The sequence below is a fragment of the Pseudomonas sp. LBUM1670 genome (genome assembly GCF_059695695.1).
On sequence record NZ_CP166783.1, the window covers coordinates 3,483,489 to 3,503,034 of the forward strand.

The 19,546-nt window shown below is 60.5% G+C and carries 6 protein-coding genes and 1 pseudogene; 3 read left to right on the top strand and 4 right to left on the bottom strand.

Going from position 1 to position 19,546, the window contains the following annotated elements; translation table 11 throughout:
* The first annotated feature begins 794 nt into the window (after positions 1-794).
* The 3 genes from ACA073_RS15900 to ACA073_RS15910 all read left to right on the top strand — a co-directional run bounded on the left by ACA073_RS15900 (position 795) and on the right by ACA073_RS15910 (position 10,947).
* Positions 795-9,443, top strand: coding sequence for a GH36-type glycosyl hydrolase domain-containing protein (locus ACA073_RS15900; RefSeq protein ID WP_497397602.1), 8,649 nt, complete (start codon positions 795-797; stop codon positions 9,441-9,443).
* 76 nt (positions 9,444-9,519) lie between these two features.
* The gene (locus ACA073_RS15905) at positions 9,520-10,245 is read left to right on the top strand and encodes a Crp/Fnr family transcriptional regulator (protein WP_497397604.1); all 726 of its coding nucleotides are present in this window, start codon (positions 9,520-9,522) and stop codon (positions 10,243-10,245) included.
* Positions 10,246-10,377: 132 nt separating this feature from the next.
* A complete protein-coding gene (locus ACA073_RS15910) occupies positions 10,378-10,947 on the top strand; it encodes a GNAT family N-acetyltransferase (RefSeq protein WP_497397606.1) in 570 nt (189 codons plus the stop codon).
* Between the two features lie 475 nt (positions 10,948-11,422).
* Here the strand turns inward: ACA073_RS15910 and ACA073_RS15915 are convergent.
* The 4 genes and pseudogenes from ACA073_RS15915 to ACA073_RS15930 form a co-directional block, all read right to left on the bottom strand.
* Positions 11,423-11,697 (bottom strand): annotated as a pseudogene (locus ACA073_RS15915) (ATP-binding protein); the annotation flags it as partial.
* A 240-nt stretch (positions 11,698-11,937) separates the two neighbouring features.
* On the bottom strand, positions 11,938-13,356 hold the full coding sequence (locus tag ACA073_RS15920; RefSeq protein WP_497397608.1) for an efflux transporter outer membrane subunit: 1,419 nt from the start codon (positions 13,354-13,356) through the stop codon (positions 11,938-11,940).
* Entirely contained in the window at positions 13,353-16,475 is a 3,123-nt protein-coding gene (locus tag ACA073_RS15925; RefSeq protein ID WP_497404118.1) for an efflux RND transporter permease subunit, read from the bottom strand. The genes ACA073_RS15920 and ACA073_RS15925 overlap by 4 nt, the downstream gene beginning before the upstream one ends.
* A gap of 5 nt (positions 16,476-16,480) precedes the next feature.
* Positions 16,481-19,543 (bottom strand): efflux RND transporter permease subunit, encoded by a 3,063-nt coding sequence (locus ACA073_RS15930; protein WP_497397610.1) that lies wholly within the window; start codon positions 19,541-19,543, stop codon positions 16,481-16,483.
* Positions 19,544-19,546: the final 3 nt, after the last annotated feature.

Sequence of the window (19,546 nt, forward strand, 5' to 3'; positions counted from 1 at the left end):
CGGTCAATGCGGTACACCAGGCTGTCCACGCTGGTCCAGCCCGTTAGGGCAAGAACGGTGGTTAAGGCCAACACCAGACCGAAGCCCAGAGTCAGCTTGAGGTTGACGCTAAGATTACCGAAAAATTTATTCACTCTATTCCTCGCAGGGCACGCTGCTCTTTGTGTTCGGGTAGCTGGAAAGCTGCCCTAGGGTCAGGCGATGATGTGACCAGCCTTTATCGACAGAATGTTTATTTGCTGAAACGCTTTTTTATGTTTTTTCCTGACCTTTTTGCATCATTTCGGTGCAAAGTTATCGATTAACTACTCCACTTGGCAGAGAAGTACCTCGATTGCCGCACTGAGTTATTGGATGATCGAGTCTTCTCGCCTGAATACGGGTAGCCTTCGCCGCCAAAAATCATTGCAGACCAACGCGCACTTCAGCAGTGCTGGAGTTTCTTGCGTGCTCGCCAAAAAGGTTTGGGTAAAGCCGTAAACCTGCACTGAGAGGGTGAACGACTGCATCGGATTGACCAGCGCACTGCGTGACCATGACTCTGGCAAAGCACTTCCGATTGCTGCCGATGGCGACAGGCAACAATCAGCCAGTAGCAGTCACTCCAGACGTTGCTACGAACATCCGAAGAACGCGGACTATGTTCGCCAGCGAACAGACGAACAGCCCTCCTGGACACCACACTCAAGTTGAAAAGCTACGTCCACCAAGCGCTGCTCGGTGCTGGCGCAATGCGTTGGCGCACCTAATAAAAATGTACGCAATCGTATGATGCGTTTCAGGCTCAGGACCTTATGAACAGCACATGGACACGCCTACAAAAGGTATTTTCCCGCTCGCCCGGTTTTTGGCGAACCCGCCTGTTTTCCCCACCCCGATTCAAATACGAGCCCATTTTGCGCTCGGAGCTTTTCAGCGCCGATCAGATGGCCAGTCACGGTATCGCCCTGGCCGGGCAGCATCGCCTGACAACGCTGTCCGCACGGGACTCGATGCTGCACAGGCTCGATGATAACGAGGAGCTGCTCAAACGCAGCTGCGCGGCGCTGGCCAACGCGCAATTGTCCAGCCGACGAGTGACTCCGGCAGCGGAATGGCTGCTGGACAATTACTATCTGGTCGAGGAAAACATTCGCACCGCCAGAACGCACCTGCCCAAAGGCTATAGCCGTGAGTTGCCACGCCTGATCAACGGCCCGTCCGCGGGGCTGCCGCGAGTCTATGACATCGCTCTGGAGACCATCTCCCATGGCGACGGTCGAGTCGATGAGGAGAGTCTGAGCCGCTTCATTTTTTCCTATCAGACCGTGATGCCACTGGCGCTGGGCGAACTGTGGGCGATACCGATCATGCTGCGTCTGGCGTTGATCGAAAACCTGCGGCGAGTGGCCTCAAGGGTCATGACCAACGCCAACGAGCGCAACCTGGCCGATGACTGGGCCGAACGCCTGATCGAAACCTCGGAACGAGACATCAAAAGCGTGGTGCTGACCGTTGCCGACATGGCCCGCTCCGCACCGCCGATGAGCGCCGCCTTTGTCGCCGAATTCACCCGCCGCCTGCAGGGCCAAAGCGCGGCACTGGCCCTGGCGCTGAACTGGATCGAGCAGATGCTGAGTGAGACAGGCTCCAGCATCGAACGCCAGGTGCAGCTCGATGCGCAACAACAGGCAGCGGATCAGGTGTCCATTGGCAACAGCATCGGCAGCTTGCGCCTCCTGTCCGCCACGGACTGGCGCGAGTTCGTCGAGTCGATGAGTCATGTCGAGCAGACTCTCAATGAAGACCCGGCAGCGATTTACCGGGCGATGGATTTCAGTACCCGTGACAGCTATCGGCATGTCATTGAACGCCTTGCCCGCAGAAGTCCTCAGCACTCGGAAATCCAGGTCGCCCGCGCCGCGATCAATCTCGCCGCAGCCGGAACCGCCTCAGTCCCCTGCCCACTGCTGGCCCGCCATGTCGGGTATTACCTGGTCAGCGCAGGGCTGCCGACGCTGGAGCGACGACTCAATGCCCGGGTGCCGCTTCATGAGCGCTGGAAACGGTTGTTGCAGCAGTCGCCGCTGATGTTTTATCTGGCGCCGGTGGCTTTTCTGACGCTCATCTTCGCCTGGCCTTTACTGGCCTCGGCGCAGCGCGACGGGATGCCCGATGCGGCGCTTCTGATGATGGCGATTCCCTGCCTGATCATGACCAGCCGACTGGCGATCAGTCTGATCAACTGGTTGGTGACGTTCAGCATGTTGCCGACGACGCTGCCAAAAATGGATTTCGCCAACGGTATTCCCGATGACGCGCGAAGCCTGGTGGTGATCCCGACGCTGATCGCCAGCCCGGCAGATGTGGACGAACTGGTGGAAGGTCTCGAAGTGCGTTTTCTCGCCAACCGCGACAGCAACCTGTATTTCGCGTTGCTCAGCGATTTTCTGGATGCGCCTGAAGAGTCTCAACCGCAAGACGCCGAGCTGATCACACAGGCTTCCCGTGCAATCACGCTACTCAACCAAAAATACGCGGACGGACTCAGTGACCGATTCTTTCTGCTGCACCGGCCACGTCACTGGAACGCGAGCGAACGCGTGTGGATGGGGCACGAGCGCAAACGCGGCAAGCTGATTGAACTCAACGCCCTGTTGCGTGGCAATGGAGAGGAACGCTTCAACGCCATCGTCGGCGACATCACGCCATTGCGCGGGGTGCGTTACGTGATCACGCTGGACACCGACACCCTGCTGCCGCGCGATGTCGCTCGCCAATGCGTGGCAGCCATGATGCACCCGTTGAATCGTCCGTTGTTCGACAGTGGCGGCGAGCAGATCATTTCCGGCTACGCGGTGTTGCAACCGCGGGTGGGCATCAGCCTGACCAGCGCCACGCGCTCGATCTACGCCCGGTTGTTCGGCAGTGATGCCGGCGTCGATCCCTACACCCGGACGGTATCGGACGTTTACCAGGACCTGTTCCAGCAAGGTTCCTTCATCGGCAAGGGCATCTACGACGTGGACGCGTTCACCTGCGCCCTTGAAGGTTGCTTGCCGGATAACCAGATTCTCAGCCACGACCTGATCGAAGGGTGTTATGCACGATCCGGCCTGCTCAGCGACGTGCAAGTCTACGAGCAATACCCCTCGCGCTATGGTGCCGATGTCAATCGACGGCATCGCTGGGTTCGCGGCGACTGGCAACTGCTGCCGTGGACATTGCCCTGGGCGCGCAACGCCGACGGCAAGTGGGTGCGCAACAGACTGAGCGTCATGGCACGCTGGAAGATTCTGGACAATCTGCGACGCAGCCTGGAACCGCTGGCGCTGTTGCTGATGTTTGCATGGGGTTGGTTTGCCAGCAGTCAGCCCTTGAACTGGACCCTGACAGTCATCGGGTTGATGGTGATTCAACCGTTGCTGCGAGCGGTGACCGATCTGATGCAGCCACCCGCTGATGTGCCCTATGGACAATACCTCAGGGCGCTGCTGGGTGATCTGGCACAAGACCTGGCCCGGGCTGGTCTGACGCTCGCCTGGCTACCCTTCGAGATGTTCTACAGCGCCGACGCAATCCTGCGCTCGCTCTGGCGAATCGGCTTCAGCCGACGCCTGCTTTTGCAATGGCAGCCCTCGCGCGAGGTGGAGCGCACCACCGATAACCGGCTGTCCGGCCTCTATCGCCAGATGTGGATCGAGCCCGTGTCGGCCCTGATTGCACTGGCCCTGCTGGTGAAGGATCCGCACACGCTGGCCATCGCTAGCCCGCTGTTGTTGTCGTGGTTAGTGGGCCCCTGGATCGCTTGGTGGCTCAGTTCGGCACCCACGCCGTCGGTGTTCGCACCGTCGACGGATGATTTGCGCTTCCTGCGGTTGCTGGCGCGCAAGACCTGGGGGTTCTTCGATCAATTCGTCGGGCCTCAGGATCACTGGCTGCCACCGGACAACGTGCAGGAAGAACCCGGGCCTGTCATTGCCCATCGCACCTCGCCGACCAATATGGGCATGTCGCTGCTCGCCCACTTGGCCGCTCACGATTTCGGTTACTTGAGCACCGAACGGCTGCTGTCCCGGCTTGCGGCGTCGCTGGACAGCATGGACGGTCTGGAGCGTCATCGGCAGCACTTCTATAACTGGTACGACACACAGACTCTCGAGCCGCTGCGTCCGCATTACGTTTCCACCGTCGACAGCGGTAACCTGGCGGGCCTGCTGCTGACCTTGAGCACCGGCATTGTGCAGCTTGCAGATGCCCCGATGTTCGGCCCTGCCGTGATCAAGGGCCTGCGCGATACCCTGGATATCCTTGCAGATTCCCAACGCGCCTCGGGGGCGGATGAATACGCTCTGCAACTGAGAAAAGGCTTTGAACAAGTCTCGCTGGCTGCGACCACTGAGGCGCTGGCAGACCTGCTGCACACGGCTCGCATCATGGTCACCAGCCAGCCAGCGGACATCGACGAAGAAAGCCTCTACTGGCGAGAAGCGTTTACCCGTCAATGCATCGACTGGACAGAAGAGCTGCAGCGTTATCGCCTCCCTGCCCCCTCGGTTCCGATTGATTTGCCTCGTACCTTGCGTCAACTGGCCGACTTGAACACCGCCGACTGGGCCGCCGAGCATCACCCTGAAGTCGAGCGGGTCCGCAATGACGCCGGGCAGCGTCTGGAAACCCTGAAGCGTCTGGCGGTATTGGCGACGTCGCTGGCGCAGATGGATTTCTCGTTGCTTTACGACCACCAGCGTGACCTGTTTGTCATCGGTTACAACGCCGAGGAGCGCAGGCTCGACACCGGTTACTACGACCTGCTGGCGTCCGAAGTGCGGCTGACCAATTACGTGGTCATCGCTCAAGGACAAATCCCCCAACGCGCCTGGTTCACTCTGGGAAGGCTGCTGAGTGAAAACGCTGGCGTACCGACGTTGCTGTCCTGGTCCGGCTCGATGTTCGAATACCTGATGCCAATGCTGGTGATGCCCAACTTTGAGGGCAGCCTGTTGGACCAGACTTGCCGCGCCGCCGTGTCGGTACAGATCGAACATGGCAACAGGCTGGGCATTCCCTGGGGCGTTTCGGAATCGGGTTACGCCACCGTCGACGCACACTTCAATTATCAATACCGCGCCTTCGGCGTTCAGGCCCTGGGGCTCCAGCGCGGACTGAGCAACGACGTCGTGATTGCGCCCTACGCCAGCGCCCTGGCGTTGATGGTCGATGCCGATGCGGCCTGCAAAAACCTGCAACGCCTCGCCCGCCAAGGCTCCTCTGGACGTTTCGGTCTGTATGAAGCAGTGGATTACACCGAGGCCCGCTTACCGCGCGGCCAACACTTCATCGTGGTCCGGTCGTTCATGGCCCACCACCAGGGCATGAGCTTGCTGGCCTTGACCAGCCGACTGCTCGATCAACCCATGCAACGGCGATTCGAGGCCGACCCGGCGCTGCGATCGGCCCTGCTGCTGCTACAGGAGCGCGTGCCGAAAGCCGCCGCGCCGTACCTGCAAACCACCCAGTCGCCCGTACTCGGCGATGTTGGCCAAAGCCAGGGCACCGGGCTTCGGGTGTTCACTGATCCAGGACGCAAACGTCCGGCCGTGCAATTACTCTCCAACGGTCGCTACCACGTCATGCTGACCAGCGGCGGCGGCGGTTACAGCCGCCGCAATGAAATGGCGATCACCCGTTGGCAGGAGGACACCTCACAGGACAATTGGGGGATGTTCTGCTACCTGCGTGATGTCCAGACCAACACGGTCTGGTCGGCTGCGCATCAACCGACGTTGCATCAACCCGAGAGCCACGAGGCGATCTTCTGCGATTCCCGTGCAGAGTTCCGTGTGCGCAACCTGGATTTCGACACGCACCTGGAGATTGTTGTCTCCCCTGAAGACGACATCGAACTGCGCCGCCTGCATGTCACCAACCGAGCGACATCGGCCAAAACACTGGAGATCACCACCTACGCCGAAGTCGTGCTGACCACCCCGGTCAGCGACGCGATGCACCCGGCGTTCAGCAAGCTGTTTGTGCAGACTGAATTACTGCCTGCGCTTCAGGCCATTGTCTGCAGCCGCCGCCCCCGGGCCAGCGATGAACCGACGCCGTGGATGTGCCATTTGCTGGCGGCACACGGGGTGGACATCGATGCGATCTCGTACGAAACCGATCGCGCCCGGTTCATCGGCCGAGGACGCAGCCTGGTGTCACCTGCCGCCCTTGATGCCAATTGCCAGCGCTTGTCAGGCAGTGCAGGCCCGGTGCTCGATCCGGTGATCGCGATTCGCTGCAGGATTACCCTGCAACCCGGCCAACAGGCCACCATCGACTTGGTTACGGGTGTCGCCAACAGCCGTGATGACTGCCTTTATCTCATCAACAAATACCGCGACCGCCACCTCGCCGACCGGGTGTTCGACCTGTCCTGGACCCATAGCCAGGTGCTTCTGCGTCAGCTCAACGCCTCGTTGTCCGACGCCCGTCTGTTCGAGCAGATGGCCTCGTCGCTGCTTTATGCGAATGCCTCGATGCGCGCCGACAATGCGGTGCTGATTGCCAATCGCCGCAATCAGCCGGGACTCTGGGGTCAGGCCATCTCCGGCGACCTGCCCATCGTTTTGCTGCAAATCCAAAGCCTGGACAACATCGCCCTGGTGCAGCAATTGATTCAGGCCCACGCCTACTGGCGGCAAAAAGGCTTGGTGGTCGATTTGTTGATCTGGAACGAAGATCAGGCGGGTTATCGCCAGCAACTGCAGGACGCGATCCTGGGCCTTATCACCTCCGGCAGTGAAGCCACTCTGCTGGATCGTCCGGGCGGGATTTTTGTGCGCCCCGCACAGCAGATGTCGAATGAAGATCGCGTGCTGTTCCTCTCGGTTGCCAGGCTGGTGCTGAGCGAAGATTTGGGCAGCCTGGCCGAACAGATTCATCGCCGCAAAGTATCACCGGTGCACGCGCCGTTTGTGGCGACCCGGTATTTTCAGCCTCGGCCGGCATCGGTACGACCGAACCGTCCCTTCCTGTTGTTGAGCAACGAATATGGCGGCTTCAGCGCCGATGGCGGTGAGTACATCGTCACCGGGCTCGCGCCCGATCCGACACCCGCGCCCTGGGTTAACGTGATCGCCAATGCCCATCTCGGTACGGTGGTCTCGGAAGCCGGCAGTGCCTATACCTGGGCCGAAAACGCCCATGAATTTCGCCTGACGCCCTGGCATAACGACCCGGTGACCGATCGCAGCGGCGAAGCCATTTACCTGCGTGATGAAGAGACCGGGCACTTTTGGTCTGCAATGCCTCAACCCTGCCCCGGACAAGGCCCGTACCAGACCCGTCACGGTTTCGGTTACAGCGTGTTCGAACATGAAGAAGACGGCATTTACAGCGAGCTGTGGATCTATGTGGCGCTGGATGCGCCGATCAAATTTTCGCGGCTATTGTTGAGCAACCGCTCGGGACGCCGCCGATCATTGTCGGTCACAGGGTATGTGGAATGGGTGCTGGGCGATCTGCGCAGTAAATCGGCGATGCATGTGGTCACCCAATCGGATCCCGCCAGCGGGGCCTTCTTCGCCCGCAACGCCTACTCGGTGGAGTTTTCCGAGCAGGTGGCGTTCTTTGACACCGACACGCTCGATCACGGTGTCAGCGGTGACCGTACTGAATTCGTTGGCCGCAGTGGCACCCTGGCCTCACCGGCAGCGATGCAGCACGCTGGTCTGTCCGGGCGCATGGGCGGCGGTCTGGACCCTTGTGCCGCTCTGCAAGTGTCGATCGAACTCGGCGATGGCGATACCCGGGAAGTCATTCTGCGCTTGGGGGCGGCCTCCTCCAGTAATGCCGCCACCCAGCTGGTGCAACGTTATCGGGGCAGCCTGGCGGCCGCCGAGGAATTGCACAAAGTACGGGAACACTGGCGCTCATTGCTCGGGGCCATTCGTATCGAAACGAGCGCGCCTGCGGTCGACGTCATGGTCAACGGCTGGTTGATGTACCAGGTCATCGCGTGCCGTTTCCAGGCCCGAAGCGGCTACTACCAGTCAGGTGGTGCCATCGGCTTTCGCGATCAGTTGCAGGACAGCATGGCGATGATTCATGCCGATCCTGCAGCCGTGCGAGCGCATCTGCTGCTGTGCGCCGGCCATCAGTATGTGGAAGGCGACGTGCAACACTGGTGGCACCCGCCGATGAATCGGGGCGTTCGCACCGCCTGCTCCGATGACTTTTTGTGGCTGGTGGCCGCCACCAACCGCTATGTCGAAATGACCGCAGACGTGGGTGTACTGGAAGAGGCCGCCGGGTACCTGGAAGGACGCCAACTGGCGGCCGGCGAAGAGTCCTACTATGACCTCCCCGGGGTATCGCCCGTGCGAGAGTCCCTGTATCAACACTGCGTGCGTGCCATCGAACACAGCCTGCGTCGCGGTCATCACGGGTTGCCGCTGATGGGCTCCGGTGACTGGAACGACGGCATGAATCGCGTCGGCCATCTGGGTGCAGGTGAAAGTGTCTGGCTGGGCTTCTTCAGCTATCAGGTGCTGGAGCAATTTGCGGTGACCGCTCACCTGCACGGTGATCACGAATTTGCCAAACGCTGCAGCGACAGCGCGGTGACACTGCAACGCAACCTCGATCAAAGTGCCTGGGACGGCGCCTGGTATCGCCGTGCCTGGTTCGATGACGGACAAATGCTCGGTTCGGCGAGCAATGAAGAATGTCGTATCGATTCCATTGCTCAAAGCTGGTCAGTGCTGTCAGGGGCCGGCCCTGCCGTCCGCCAGATCAAGGCCATGCAGTCATTGGATGAGCATCTGATCAAACGTGACATCCGCGCCGTGTTGCTGCTTGATCCACCATTTGACAAGGGCGCCCTGGACCCCGGCTACATCAAGGGCTACGTGCCTGGCGTGCGCGAGAACGGAGGTCAGTACACGCATGCTGCCGTTTGGGCGGGCATGGCGTTTGCGCAGTTGGGTGAAGCCGGCAAAGCCTGGGAACTGTTGAATCTAATCAACCCCGCCGCCCCTGCCAACAGCGCTCAAATCGACACCTATAAGGTCGAGCCCTATGTCATGGCCGCGGATGTCTACGGCGCCGCTCCCCATGCCGGGCGTGGAGGCTGGACCTGGTACACCGGTTCTGCCGGCTGGATGTATCGACTGATTGTCGAGTCATTGCTGGGCGTACAACGCAGCGGCCGCACGCTCAGAATCGAACCGCTGATACCCGTCGACTGGCCGGGCTTCATCTTGCACTACCGCTTCGGCAGAACCCTCTACCACTTTGATGTGCGTCAGGGCAGTTCGACCTTCACCTCCATGACCCTCGACGGTCAGCCATTGAGTGATTCGGCGCTGACACTGGATGACGGCGGCCTGGAGCATTGGGTTCGGGTAGAGTGTCGCGTCCGGTCACCCAGGCCTCAGGCGCTGGAATACGTGCATGCCGCCGATGAATAGACATTGAACACCAGCCATGGCGTGCATGGGAGTACCCTGAGCGGGCACACCCCTGTTCCGCCACGGATGCTCTGCCATGCTCGCTTCCCCCACTCCCGGCCACAATCATCTACTGGCGGCGCTACCGGCCGTCGACCTCCAGCGCCTTGTTCCGCATCTGGAGCAAGTCAATCTGGCGCTGGGCGATGTGCTGTATGAACCGGGGGACACTTTGCGGCACGTTTACTTTCCGACCGACGCCATCGTCTCCCTGCTTCATGTCACGGAAAACGGCTCGTCAGCAGAAATCGCCGTGGTCGGAAACGAGGGTTTGATCGGCATTGCGCTGTTCATGGGCGGCGAAAGCACATCCAGTCGGGCGGTGGTGCAAAGTGCCGGCGGTGCGTTTCGCCTGCCTGGGCAAAAACTCAAGAAAGAGTTCAACCGTCATGGTGATCTGCTCCTGCTGATGCTGCGATACACCCAGGCCCTGATCACGCAGATGTCACAGACCGCCCTGTGCAATCGCCATCACTCGATCGATCAGCAATTGTGTCGATGGCTGCTGTTGTCGCTGGATCGCCTGCACGGCAATCGCCTGAACATGACCCAGGAGCTGATCGCCAACATGCTGGGCGTGCGCCGCGAAGGCGTCACGGAAGCGGCCGGCAAACTGCAGCGTCAAGGCGTCATCGAGTACAGCCGGGGCCAGATCACGGTACTGGACAGAGCGCGCCTTGAACGGCTCAGCTGCGAGTGTTACCTGGTGGTCAAGACCGAAACCGATCGGCTGTTGCATTACACCCGTCGTCAGGACGAGTGAGGCGTTCGAATTGATTGCCGGCGGCAATACCGGCTGTCCCTTAACCCTGTCAGCGAGCAGATATCGCTCCAGCTAACCGAGCTAAAGCCTAGGATGGATGAGCAAACCTATAAATGAGACGGAGTTCATTGTATGCCTTATGACGCAAGTATCATCAAACGCTTCAAGGATGAAACCGATGGACTGACGGGGGATTACTGGGTGGAATCCTTGCGGGATGGTACCCCCATTCTGATTCGTGAGTTGGCAGAGTCTGATCGGGATCGGGATCTAGCCTTTTTTAACCAGCTAGGCAAAGGCAAACCGCATTTTCATTTCTTAGCCTCGTTCAGCAATCTAGTAGAACCCCACGACAAGCTCATGGACATCAACCTGCAAAATCGCATGGCCTACATTGCGTTGGGATACGAAGGCAATCAGCTCGTTGAGATTGGCACTGCGCGTTACGGGGCGTACGAAGGTGATGCTCACTGCGAGTTCGCCGTTGCTGTTCGTGATAGCTGGCAACGACGAGGTATCGCCACTGCACTGTTACAACATTTGATGGATACCGCCACACGCCAAGGCTTCAGCAAAATTTCGTCAATGGATTCGTCAAATAACGAGGCCATGCACGGATTGGCAGTTAGTATGGGATTTACCAGCAGAGTTGATGAACAGCATGGGCCGCAGATTTTTCATGAATATACTTTAGCGCCCTAGTTTAAAAAGGGCAGCTGGGTTACCTGTTCGTGTTGATGCTTGAGCAGCAGTTGCTGCGCGCAGATAAATGTTCAGCGTCAACGGCAGGCGCTGTTCTGGATCGGTTGCGGCCCCTCATGAACGGCCGCAAGCGGCCGATTCTGTTGAAAAAGTCCATCCGGCCATGCCGCTCGTGCATTGCTCGGTGAAAACGCCTTTTTTACACGCTGCTACTTGAAATCTGAGCCCGGAAGCCTCTGCCAAAAGTAAAGATTTCAATCTCGGACGCGTACTTTTCTGCTGCGTAAACCATGGCCGACTTTTTCAACAGAATCGGCCATATACGGACGTTGGGTGTGAGTCGTGGCTCTCTGGGAGCTGCTATTGGCAAGTTTGCCCAGGCGAGCGTAAATCCCCCCGGATTGCAGGGCCTCCTGGACGAGTTGCTCCCATTGGCGACGCCACCTTTCTACGAAATCGCACCATCCTGAATGAGGCTCCGAAGCAGCCCTTGAGCGATGCGGCCTGACTTGCCATCGTATTTTTCGCGCTCCAACAAGTTGACCAGATCAACCATGGAGTAGAAACGCACTCGTTTGTTGCGGATACGGCCAAGTCGGTAGCAGGGTGTGTCTTACCAGTTCCCGGCCCGCCGATGAGCACGACAGTCTGCGCGGTATCCATAAACTCCAGGTTGGCCAGTTCTCTGACCAGGCGGGCATTTGCGCTGGAAGCGCTGTAATCGAAACCTGCGAAGGCACGATGCATGGGGCCGATTTAGAAATCTGCGTCAAGCAACAAACTGACTTGGTGAACGCCGGCAGTAAGAGATGCTCGAGCAACACAAACCCTGTCCGAACCGTTTGATGGGTCTGGCCTGGGGTCTCATTCAGGTAGCGAAAATTTTGCCTTTAATGCCCCCGCTGAATTGGCGCCGTTCGATCAATCTCGGCGTCCCGTCATTTAAAGTGCGCCGAGAATAACGCGCTGCCTGCCCGGGAAGCGAGCCGTTCAGTACCCGGTGGCTTGCCAGCCGCCCCCCAGGCTCTGGATCAGCGCGACACTGCCCTGACTGAGCTGGCCCTGGGTGTCCCGCAGATTCTGCTCGGCTTGCAGCAACACCAGTTGCTGGGTCAGCACCGCCTCTTGGCTGACGGTGCCAGCGCGCAACTGCGCCTCCTGACTACCGAACAGTTGCTGGTTGCGCTGATAAACCTGCTGGAAGGCGTCGGCCTGGGTTTGCAGGTGGTTGATGGCCGAGAGGTTGTCTTCAACGTTCTGCAAGGCGCTGAGCACAGTGCCGCGGTAATTGGCGGCGATTTGGTCGTAGCTGGCCTCGGCCTGTTTGACCGCTGCCTCGCGGGCGCCGCCGTCGAACAGGGTTTCGGCCAATGCAGGGCCCAGGGTCCAGATGCGATTGGGCAAGGAGAACAAGCCGCCCAGGGCGCTACCGCGAAAGCCGAGCTGGGCGGTGAGGTCCATAGTGGGAAAGAATGCGGCTTCGGCGACGCCGATTTTCGCGTTGGCCGCCGCCGCCGAGCGTTCGGCAGCCACCACATCGGGGCGGCGCTGGAGCAGGGTCGAAGGCAAGGTCAGCGGTGGCCGAGGCAGGACGAAGGTGAAGTCATTGCGCGATGCTACAGCAAACTCGCTCGGTGCCACGCCCACTAACACCGCCAAGGCATGTTCATATTGCTCGCGATCGCGCAGCGAGGTCTGCAGATCGGCAATCGAGGTAGTCAGTTGATCCTGGGCTACCAGGAGTTGGTCGTTGGTGGCGACACCCTGGGTGTACTGGGACTGGATCATGTCCAGCAACTGCTGATTGATCTTCTGTTGCTGTTGCAGCAGCCGCACGTCGATATCCATCTGCCGCAGCGCGAGGTAGTTACTGGCCACGCTGGAGCTGATGGACAGCCGCACCCCAGCCAGCAAGGCATCGGATTGCTGGGCCGTCGCCTGGCTCGACTCGATGCCACGGCGTACCTCGCCCCACAGGTCCGGCTCCCAACTGGCGGTCAAGGTGGCGCTGAAGCTGGTCTTGACCCCGCTTGAGGTGGTGCTGGTGGTGCTGGTGGTGCTATCGCCGCCCTCCCCCCGCGAACCCGACAAGCCCACGCCAACCGTCGGCCACAGCCCGGCCCGACTCGACGCCACCTGCGCCTTGGCCAACCGATAAGCCGCTTCAGCAGCAATGATCGACTGGTTGGCCTTGGCCGAACGCGCCACAAGGTCGTTCAACACCGGGTCCTGATAAGCCAGCCACCACTGGCTGTCCAACGCGCCTTGGGGATTGGCCGCCGCCCGCTGCCACTGCGCGCCTTCCTTGAACGACTGCGGCAACTCCATTGCAGGCTTCTGGTAGTCAGGCCCGACCATGCAGCCACCGAGTACCAGGCTGATGAACAGCACGCTGTATTTAAGTTTCATAACCTTGCTTCCTTACGCCGCCCCAGGCGCCGGGACGCCCGGTCGAGCCACAGGTAGATCACTGGAGTGGTGTACAGCGTCAGCACCTGGCTGAGCAGCAAACCACCAATAATCGAAATACCCAAAGGCCGGCGCAACTCCGAGCCGTAGCCGGTGCCCAGCACCAGCGGCAATGCGCCGAGAATGGCCGCCAGGGTGGTCATCATGATTGGCCTGAAACGAATCAGGCAGGCGCGCCGAATCGCTTCCCTGGCCGTCAGTCGGAACTCCCGGCGCTCGGTGATGGCGAAGTCGATCATCATGATTGCGTTCTTCTTCACGATACCGATCAGCAGAATCACCCCCACCAGCGCAATGATCGACAACTCGGTGCCCGTCAGCAGCAAGGCGATCAACGCGCCCACACCGGCCGAGGGCAAGGTCGAGAGGATGGTCAGTGGGTGCATCAGGTTTTCGTAGAGGATGCCCAGCACGATATACACCGACAGCAGTGCAGCGACGATCAGCAACGGCTCGCTGGCCACCGACGACTGGAACACCTGGGCTGTTCCGGCAAACTGGCCGACCACACTGGCAGGCATGCGCAACTGCTTCACGGCGTCGTCCACCAGCGCGGTAGCCTGGCCGATGGAGGTGCCAGGGGCCAGGTTGAACGATACGGTCACCGCTGGAAAGGTGCCTTGGTGGCTGATGGAGATCGCCGTGCGTGCCAACGAGTTATCGGCAATCGCCGACAACGGCACCAGGGTTTTCTGGATGGCCAGGTTGGGGGCCGGCGTATTGCCTTTGGTGGTCGCCACGGTGCCCGTCGGCACGTAAGTACCCTTGAGCGCCGAGGGATCGGTCCAGTACTGCGGGGCGATTTCCATCACCACGTGATACTGGTTGGCGGCGCGGTAAAGGGTCGCGACCTGCCGCTGGCCAAATGCGTCGTACAGCGTCTGGTCCGCCGCCGAGATACTGACCCCGAGTCGCGCCGCCGTATCCCGATTGATCGTCACATTGGCCAGCAGGCTGTTGTCCTGCTGGTCGGTATTGAGGTCTGTGATTTGCGGCAACTTGCGCAACACCTCCACTACTTTGGGCACCCACTCGTCCAGGGATTCCTGGTCATCGGCGGTCAGGGTGTATTGGTACAGCGCGCCACTTTGCCGGCCGCCAACCGTGATGTCCTGTGACGATTGCAGGTAAAGTTTGGTCCCCGGCAGGTCGCCGAGGGTGTGGCGGATTTGCCCGATCACGTCGGTGGCGCTGTTCTTGCGATCGGCCAGTGGCTTGAGCAACACAAACAGCCGCGCACTGTTGACCGCCCCGCCACCCCCCCCCCCGCCACCGACAAAGCCGGCCGTGTTTTCAATATTGGGGTTTTGCATCACCTTGCGGTTAATCTCAGTGAAGTCCTTCTGCATCGCCCCATAGGAAATGCTCTGGTTCGCGAGGATGCTGCCCTGCAGGCGGCCGGTGTCTTCCTGTGGAAAGAAGCCCTTGGGCACCAGCACGTACAGCACCCCGGCGAGGACGATCACCAGCACTGTCACCAGGCCCATCAGCAGCGTGTGGTCGATGACCCAGCCTAGGGTGCAGTCATAGAAGCGGTGAAAGCGTGAGTCCGGGTGTTCGTTGCCCTCGCGGATTTCCTTCGGTGCCCGCAGCAGCACGCTGGCCAGCATCGGTGTCACCGTCAGGGAAATCAGCATCGAAATCACTATGGCGGTCGACAGCGTCACCGAAAACTCACGGAACAACCGCCCGACAATCCCGCCCATCAAGAGCAGCGGAATAAATACCGCCACCAGGGACACACTGATGGTCAACACCGTGAAACCCACTTCCTGCACCCCGGCCATTGCGGCTTCCACCCGGGTCTTGCCGCGCTCCAGGTGGCGCATGATGTTTTCCACCACCACGATGGCATCGTCCACCACAAAACCGGTGGAAATAGTCAGCGCCATAAGCGACAGGTTGTTCAGGCTATAGCCAAGGAAATACATGGCGCCGAAGGTCCCCAGCAACGACAGCGGCACCACGATCGCCGGCACCAGGGTGCTGCGCCAGTCACGGAAGAAGCCGAACGTCACCAGGGTCACCAATAGGATCGACACCAACAACGTCACCTCGACGTCGTGCAGAGACGCGCGAATGGTGGTGGTGCGATCCATCAGCAGGTTGAGCTTGATGGACGCCGGGATCGAGCTCTGCAGCAAAGGCATCGAGGCCTTCACCGCGTCCACCGTCTCGATCACGTTGGCCCCCGGCTGCTTGAACACCACCAACAGCACCGCGGGTTTGCCGTTGGACAGGCCGAAGTTGCGCAGGTCCTGGACGTCCTCGCGCACGTAGCCAAGGTCAGCTATGCGGATCAGGTCACCGTTGTGCTCCTTGACCACCAGCGGCCCGTAGTCCTCAGTGTTGAGCAGTTGATCATTTGCGCCGATGCCATAGGACTGGTCACCGATGACCACCGAGCCCTTGGGCAGGTTGACGTTGGAGGCGCTGACCACCTGGCGCACCTGTTCCAGGCTGACACCGTACTGGTTGAGCCGGTCCGGGTTCAGTTCCACCCGCACCGCCGGCAATGCGCCGCCGCCCACGGTGACGTCGCCTACCCCGGTGGTTTGCAACAGCCGTTGCTCCAGCAAGGTCGAGGCCACGTCATACATCTGCCCCGGCGTGGCGCTGTCGGAGGTCAGGCTGATAATCAGGATCGGCGAATCGGCCGGGTTGACCTTGCGGTAAGTCGGGTTGCCGGACAGGTCGCTGGGCAGATTACTGCGGGCGGCGTTGATTGCCGCCTGCACATCCCGGGCGGCGCCGTCGATATCGCGGTTCAAGTCGAACTGCAAGATGATGTTGGCCGAGCCCAGGCTGCTGGATGAGGTCATTTGCGTGACCCCGGCGATCTGCCCGAACTCTCGCTCCAGAGGCGTGGCCACGGAACTGGCGACAGTGGTTGGATCGGCACCGGGCAGCGAGGCACTGACGCTGATGGTCGGGAAGTCCACCTCCGGCAGCGGCGCCACCGGCAACAGCATGAACGCCAGCGCCCCAAACAGCGCCAGCCCTGCCGCCAGTAACGTGGTGGCGATGGGACGCTTGATAAACGGCGCGCCGAGGTTCATCGCCATCAGTCCGTTTCAACCGGGCGACGGCTGAAACGCTGCCCCAGGCCGTGCATGGCGAGAAAGATCACCGGGGTGGAAAACAGCGTCAACAACTGGCTGAGCAACAGGCCGCCGATGATCGCGATCCCCAGTGGATGCCGCAGCTCCGAACCGATACCAGTACCCAGCGCCAGTGGCACCGCGCCAAACAGCGAGGCCATGCTGGTCATCAGGATCGGTCGGAAGCGCAATTCCGCCGCCTGGCGAATCGCCGCCGTCGGGTTCAGGCCGCCCTTGCGCAACAGCTCCAGGGCGAAGTCCACCATCATGATGCCGTTTTTCATCACAATGCCAATCAACAGGACAATCCCGATCAGGCCAATGATGTCGAACTGCGTACCGGTTACCAGCAGCGCCAGCAACGCCCCGAGGGCCGCCGACAGCAGCGTCGACAGGATCGTCACAGGGTGCACGAAGCTCTCATAGAGAATCCCCAGCATCAGGTACACCACCACAATCGCCGCCACCACCAGGAACACCTGATTGGACAACGACGACTCGAACGTCGCCGCCGCGCCTTCCAGGTTGGCCTGCACCGACAGCGGCAAACCGACCTTGGCCTCGATGTCCTGCAGCAGCGTAAGCGCCGCGCCCAAGGTCTGGCCGGGAGCGAGGTTGAAGGACACATCGGCATAGGGAAATTGTCCCAGGCGGTTGATGGTGAGCGGCGTGCGCACCACCTTCAGGGTCGCCATACTTGACAGCGGCGCCACACCGCCGGCGGGAATGTCGACGTACAAACCGGTGAGCAGATCCGGCAGGTTGCGCGGCAGATGATCGGTGGCGATCACCACGTGGTACTGGTTGAGCTGGGTGTAGATGGTCGACACCTGGCGCTGGCCAAAAGCGTCGTACAGCACGTCATCGATGGCTTGCGGGGTGATGCCGAGGCGCGAGGCAGTGGCGCGGTCGAACGTCAGCTGGATCTGGTTGCCGAACTGCATCGCTTGGCTTTGCACATCGATAAACATTGGGTCTTGCTTAACCGCCGCCAGCAGCTTGTTGCTCCACTGTTCCAGTTCATCCAGGTCGTTGGCTTGCAGGCCAAGGCGATAGCTGGTGGTGGACACCGTGGCGTCGAGGGTCAGGTCCTGCACCGAGTGCAGGTACAGCCGGATGCCGGCGTCGTCGGCGTTGACATCGGCCAGTCGGCGGATCACCTCGGTGGCGCTGTCGCGCTCGCCACGGGGCTTGAGGTTGATCAGCAGGTTGCCCTGGTTGATGGTGGGGTTGGTCTGGTCGATGCCGACGAAGGACGACAGGCTCTGCACCGCCGGGTCCTTGAGGATTCGTGCCGCCAAGCGCTGCTGCTCGATCTGCATCTGCTGGAAGGAAATGGTCGGCGACGCCTGGGAAATACCCTGGATCAGGCCGGTGTCCTGGTCGGGGAAAAAGCCCTTGGGCATGATCACCAGCGTCATCAGGGTCAGCGCGGCGGTGAACACCACCGAGATCAGCGTCAGGGTGCGGTGGGCCAGGACCCAGTCCAGGCCTCGGACGTACTGGGTGTTGATGCGGTCGAAGAAATCTGCGCGACGCTCCTCGTGCTTATTCCTCAGCATTCGCGCGCACATCATCGGCGTCAGGGTCAGGGAAATCAGCGCCGAGATAACGATGGTCACGGCCACGGTCATGGCAAATTCGCGGAACAGTCTGCCGACTACATCGCCCATGAACAGCAGCGGGATCATCACCGCAATCAAGGCGATGGACAGTGAAATGATGGTGAAGCCAATCTGCTCCGAGCCCTTGAGCGCCGCCTCCAGCGGAGAGTCGCCGGCCTCAATGTAGCGGGTGATGTTTTCGATCATGACGATGGCGTCATCCACCACAAACCCGATGGCGATGGTCAACGCCATCAGCGTCAGGTTATTCAGGGAAAAGCCTAGGGCGTAGGCCACCGCCAGTGTGCCCACCAGAGTCAGCGGCACGGTGACCGCCGGAATGATCGTGGCCGCGATATTGCGCAGAAAGATGAAAATCACGATCACTACCAGCAGCACCGCCACTGCCAGTTCGTACTGCACGTCGGTGACCGAGGCGCGGATGGTTTGCGTACGGTCCGTCAGCACCTCGACCTTCAAGGTCCCCGGCAGACTGGCCCGCAACTTGGGGAGCAATTGCTGCACGCGGTCCACCACCTCAATGACGTTAGCGCCGGGCTGGCGCTGGATATTCAGCACAATCGACGGCGTGCTGTTGGTCCATGCGGCCTGTCGCGGGTTCTCCGGACCCTGGGTGGAACTGGCGATCTGCGACAGGCGAATCGGTGCGCCGTTTTTATAAGCGATTACCAGGTCGCGGTATTCGTCGGCGGATTGCAGCTGGTCGTTGGCGCCAATGGAATAAGCCTGGAACTTGCCGTCGATATTGCCCTTGGCCTGGTTGACGTTGGCCGTGCCCAGGGAGGTGCGCAGGTCATCGAGGGAAAGCCCGAGGTTGTTCAGCGTCGACGTATTGGCTTCGACCCGCACAGCCGGTCGCTGGCCGCCGCTGATGGTCACCAGGCCGACGCCGGTGATCTGCGAAATATTCTGCGCCAGGCGGGTGTCGGCCAGGTCTTCGACCTTGGTCAACGGCAGTACGTCCGAGGTCAGGGACAAGGTCAGCACCGGTGCATCTGCCGGGTTGACCTTGCTGTACACCGGCGGATACGGCAGGTTGGCTGGCAGGAAAGTACCGGCCGCGTTGATGGCCGCCTGCACTTCCTGTTCGGCAACGTCCAGGGAAAGCGACAGGTCGAATTGCAAGGTCACCACCGAGGCACCGTCGGAACTGGTGGAGTTCATCGACTTCAGGCCGGGCATTTCGCCGAGCTGACGTTCCAGGGGGGCGGTGATCGACGAGCTGACCACGTCCGGGCTGGCGCCGGGGTATTGGGTGAAGACCTGGATGGTCGGGTAGTCCACCTCCGGCAACGCCGATACCGACAACAGGTGATAACCCAGCATCCCCAGCAACAGCACCGCGACCATCATCAAGGTGGTGGCTACAGGACGTTCGATAAAGGGCCGCGAAATATTCATGAT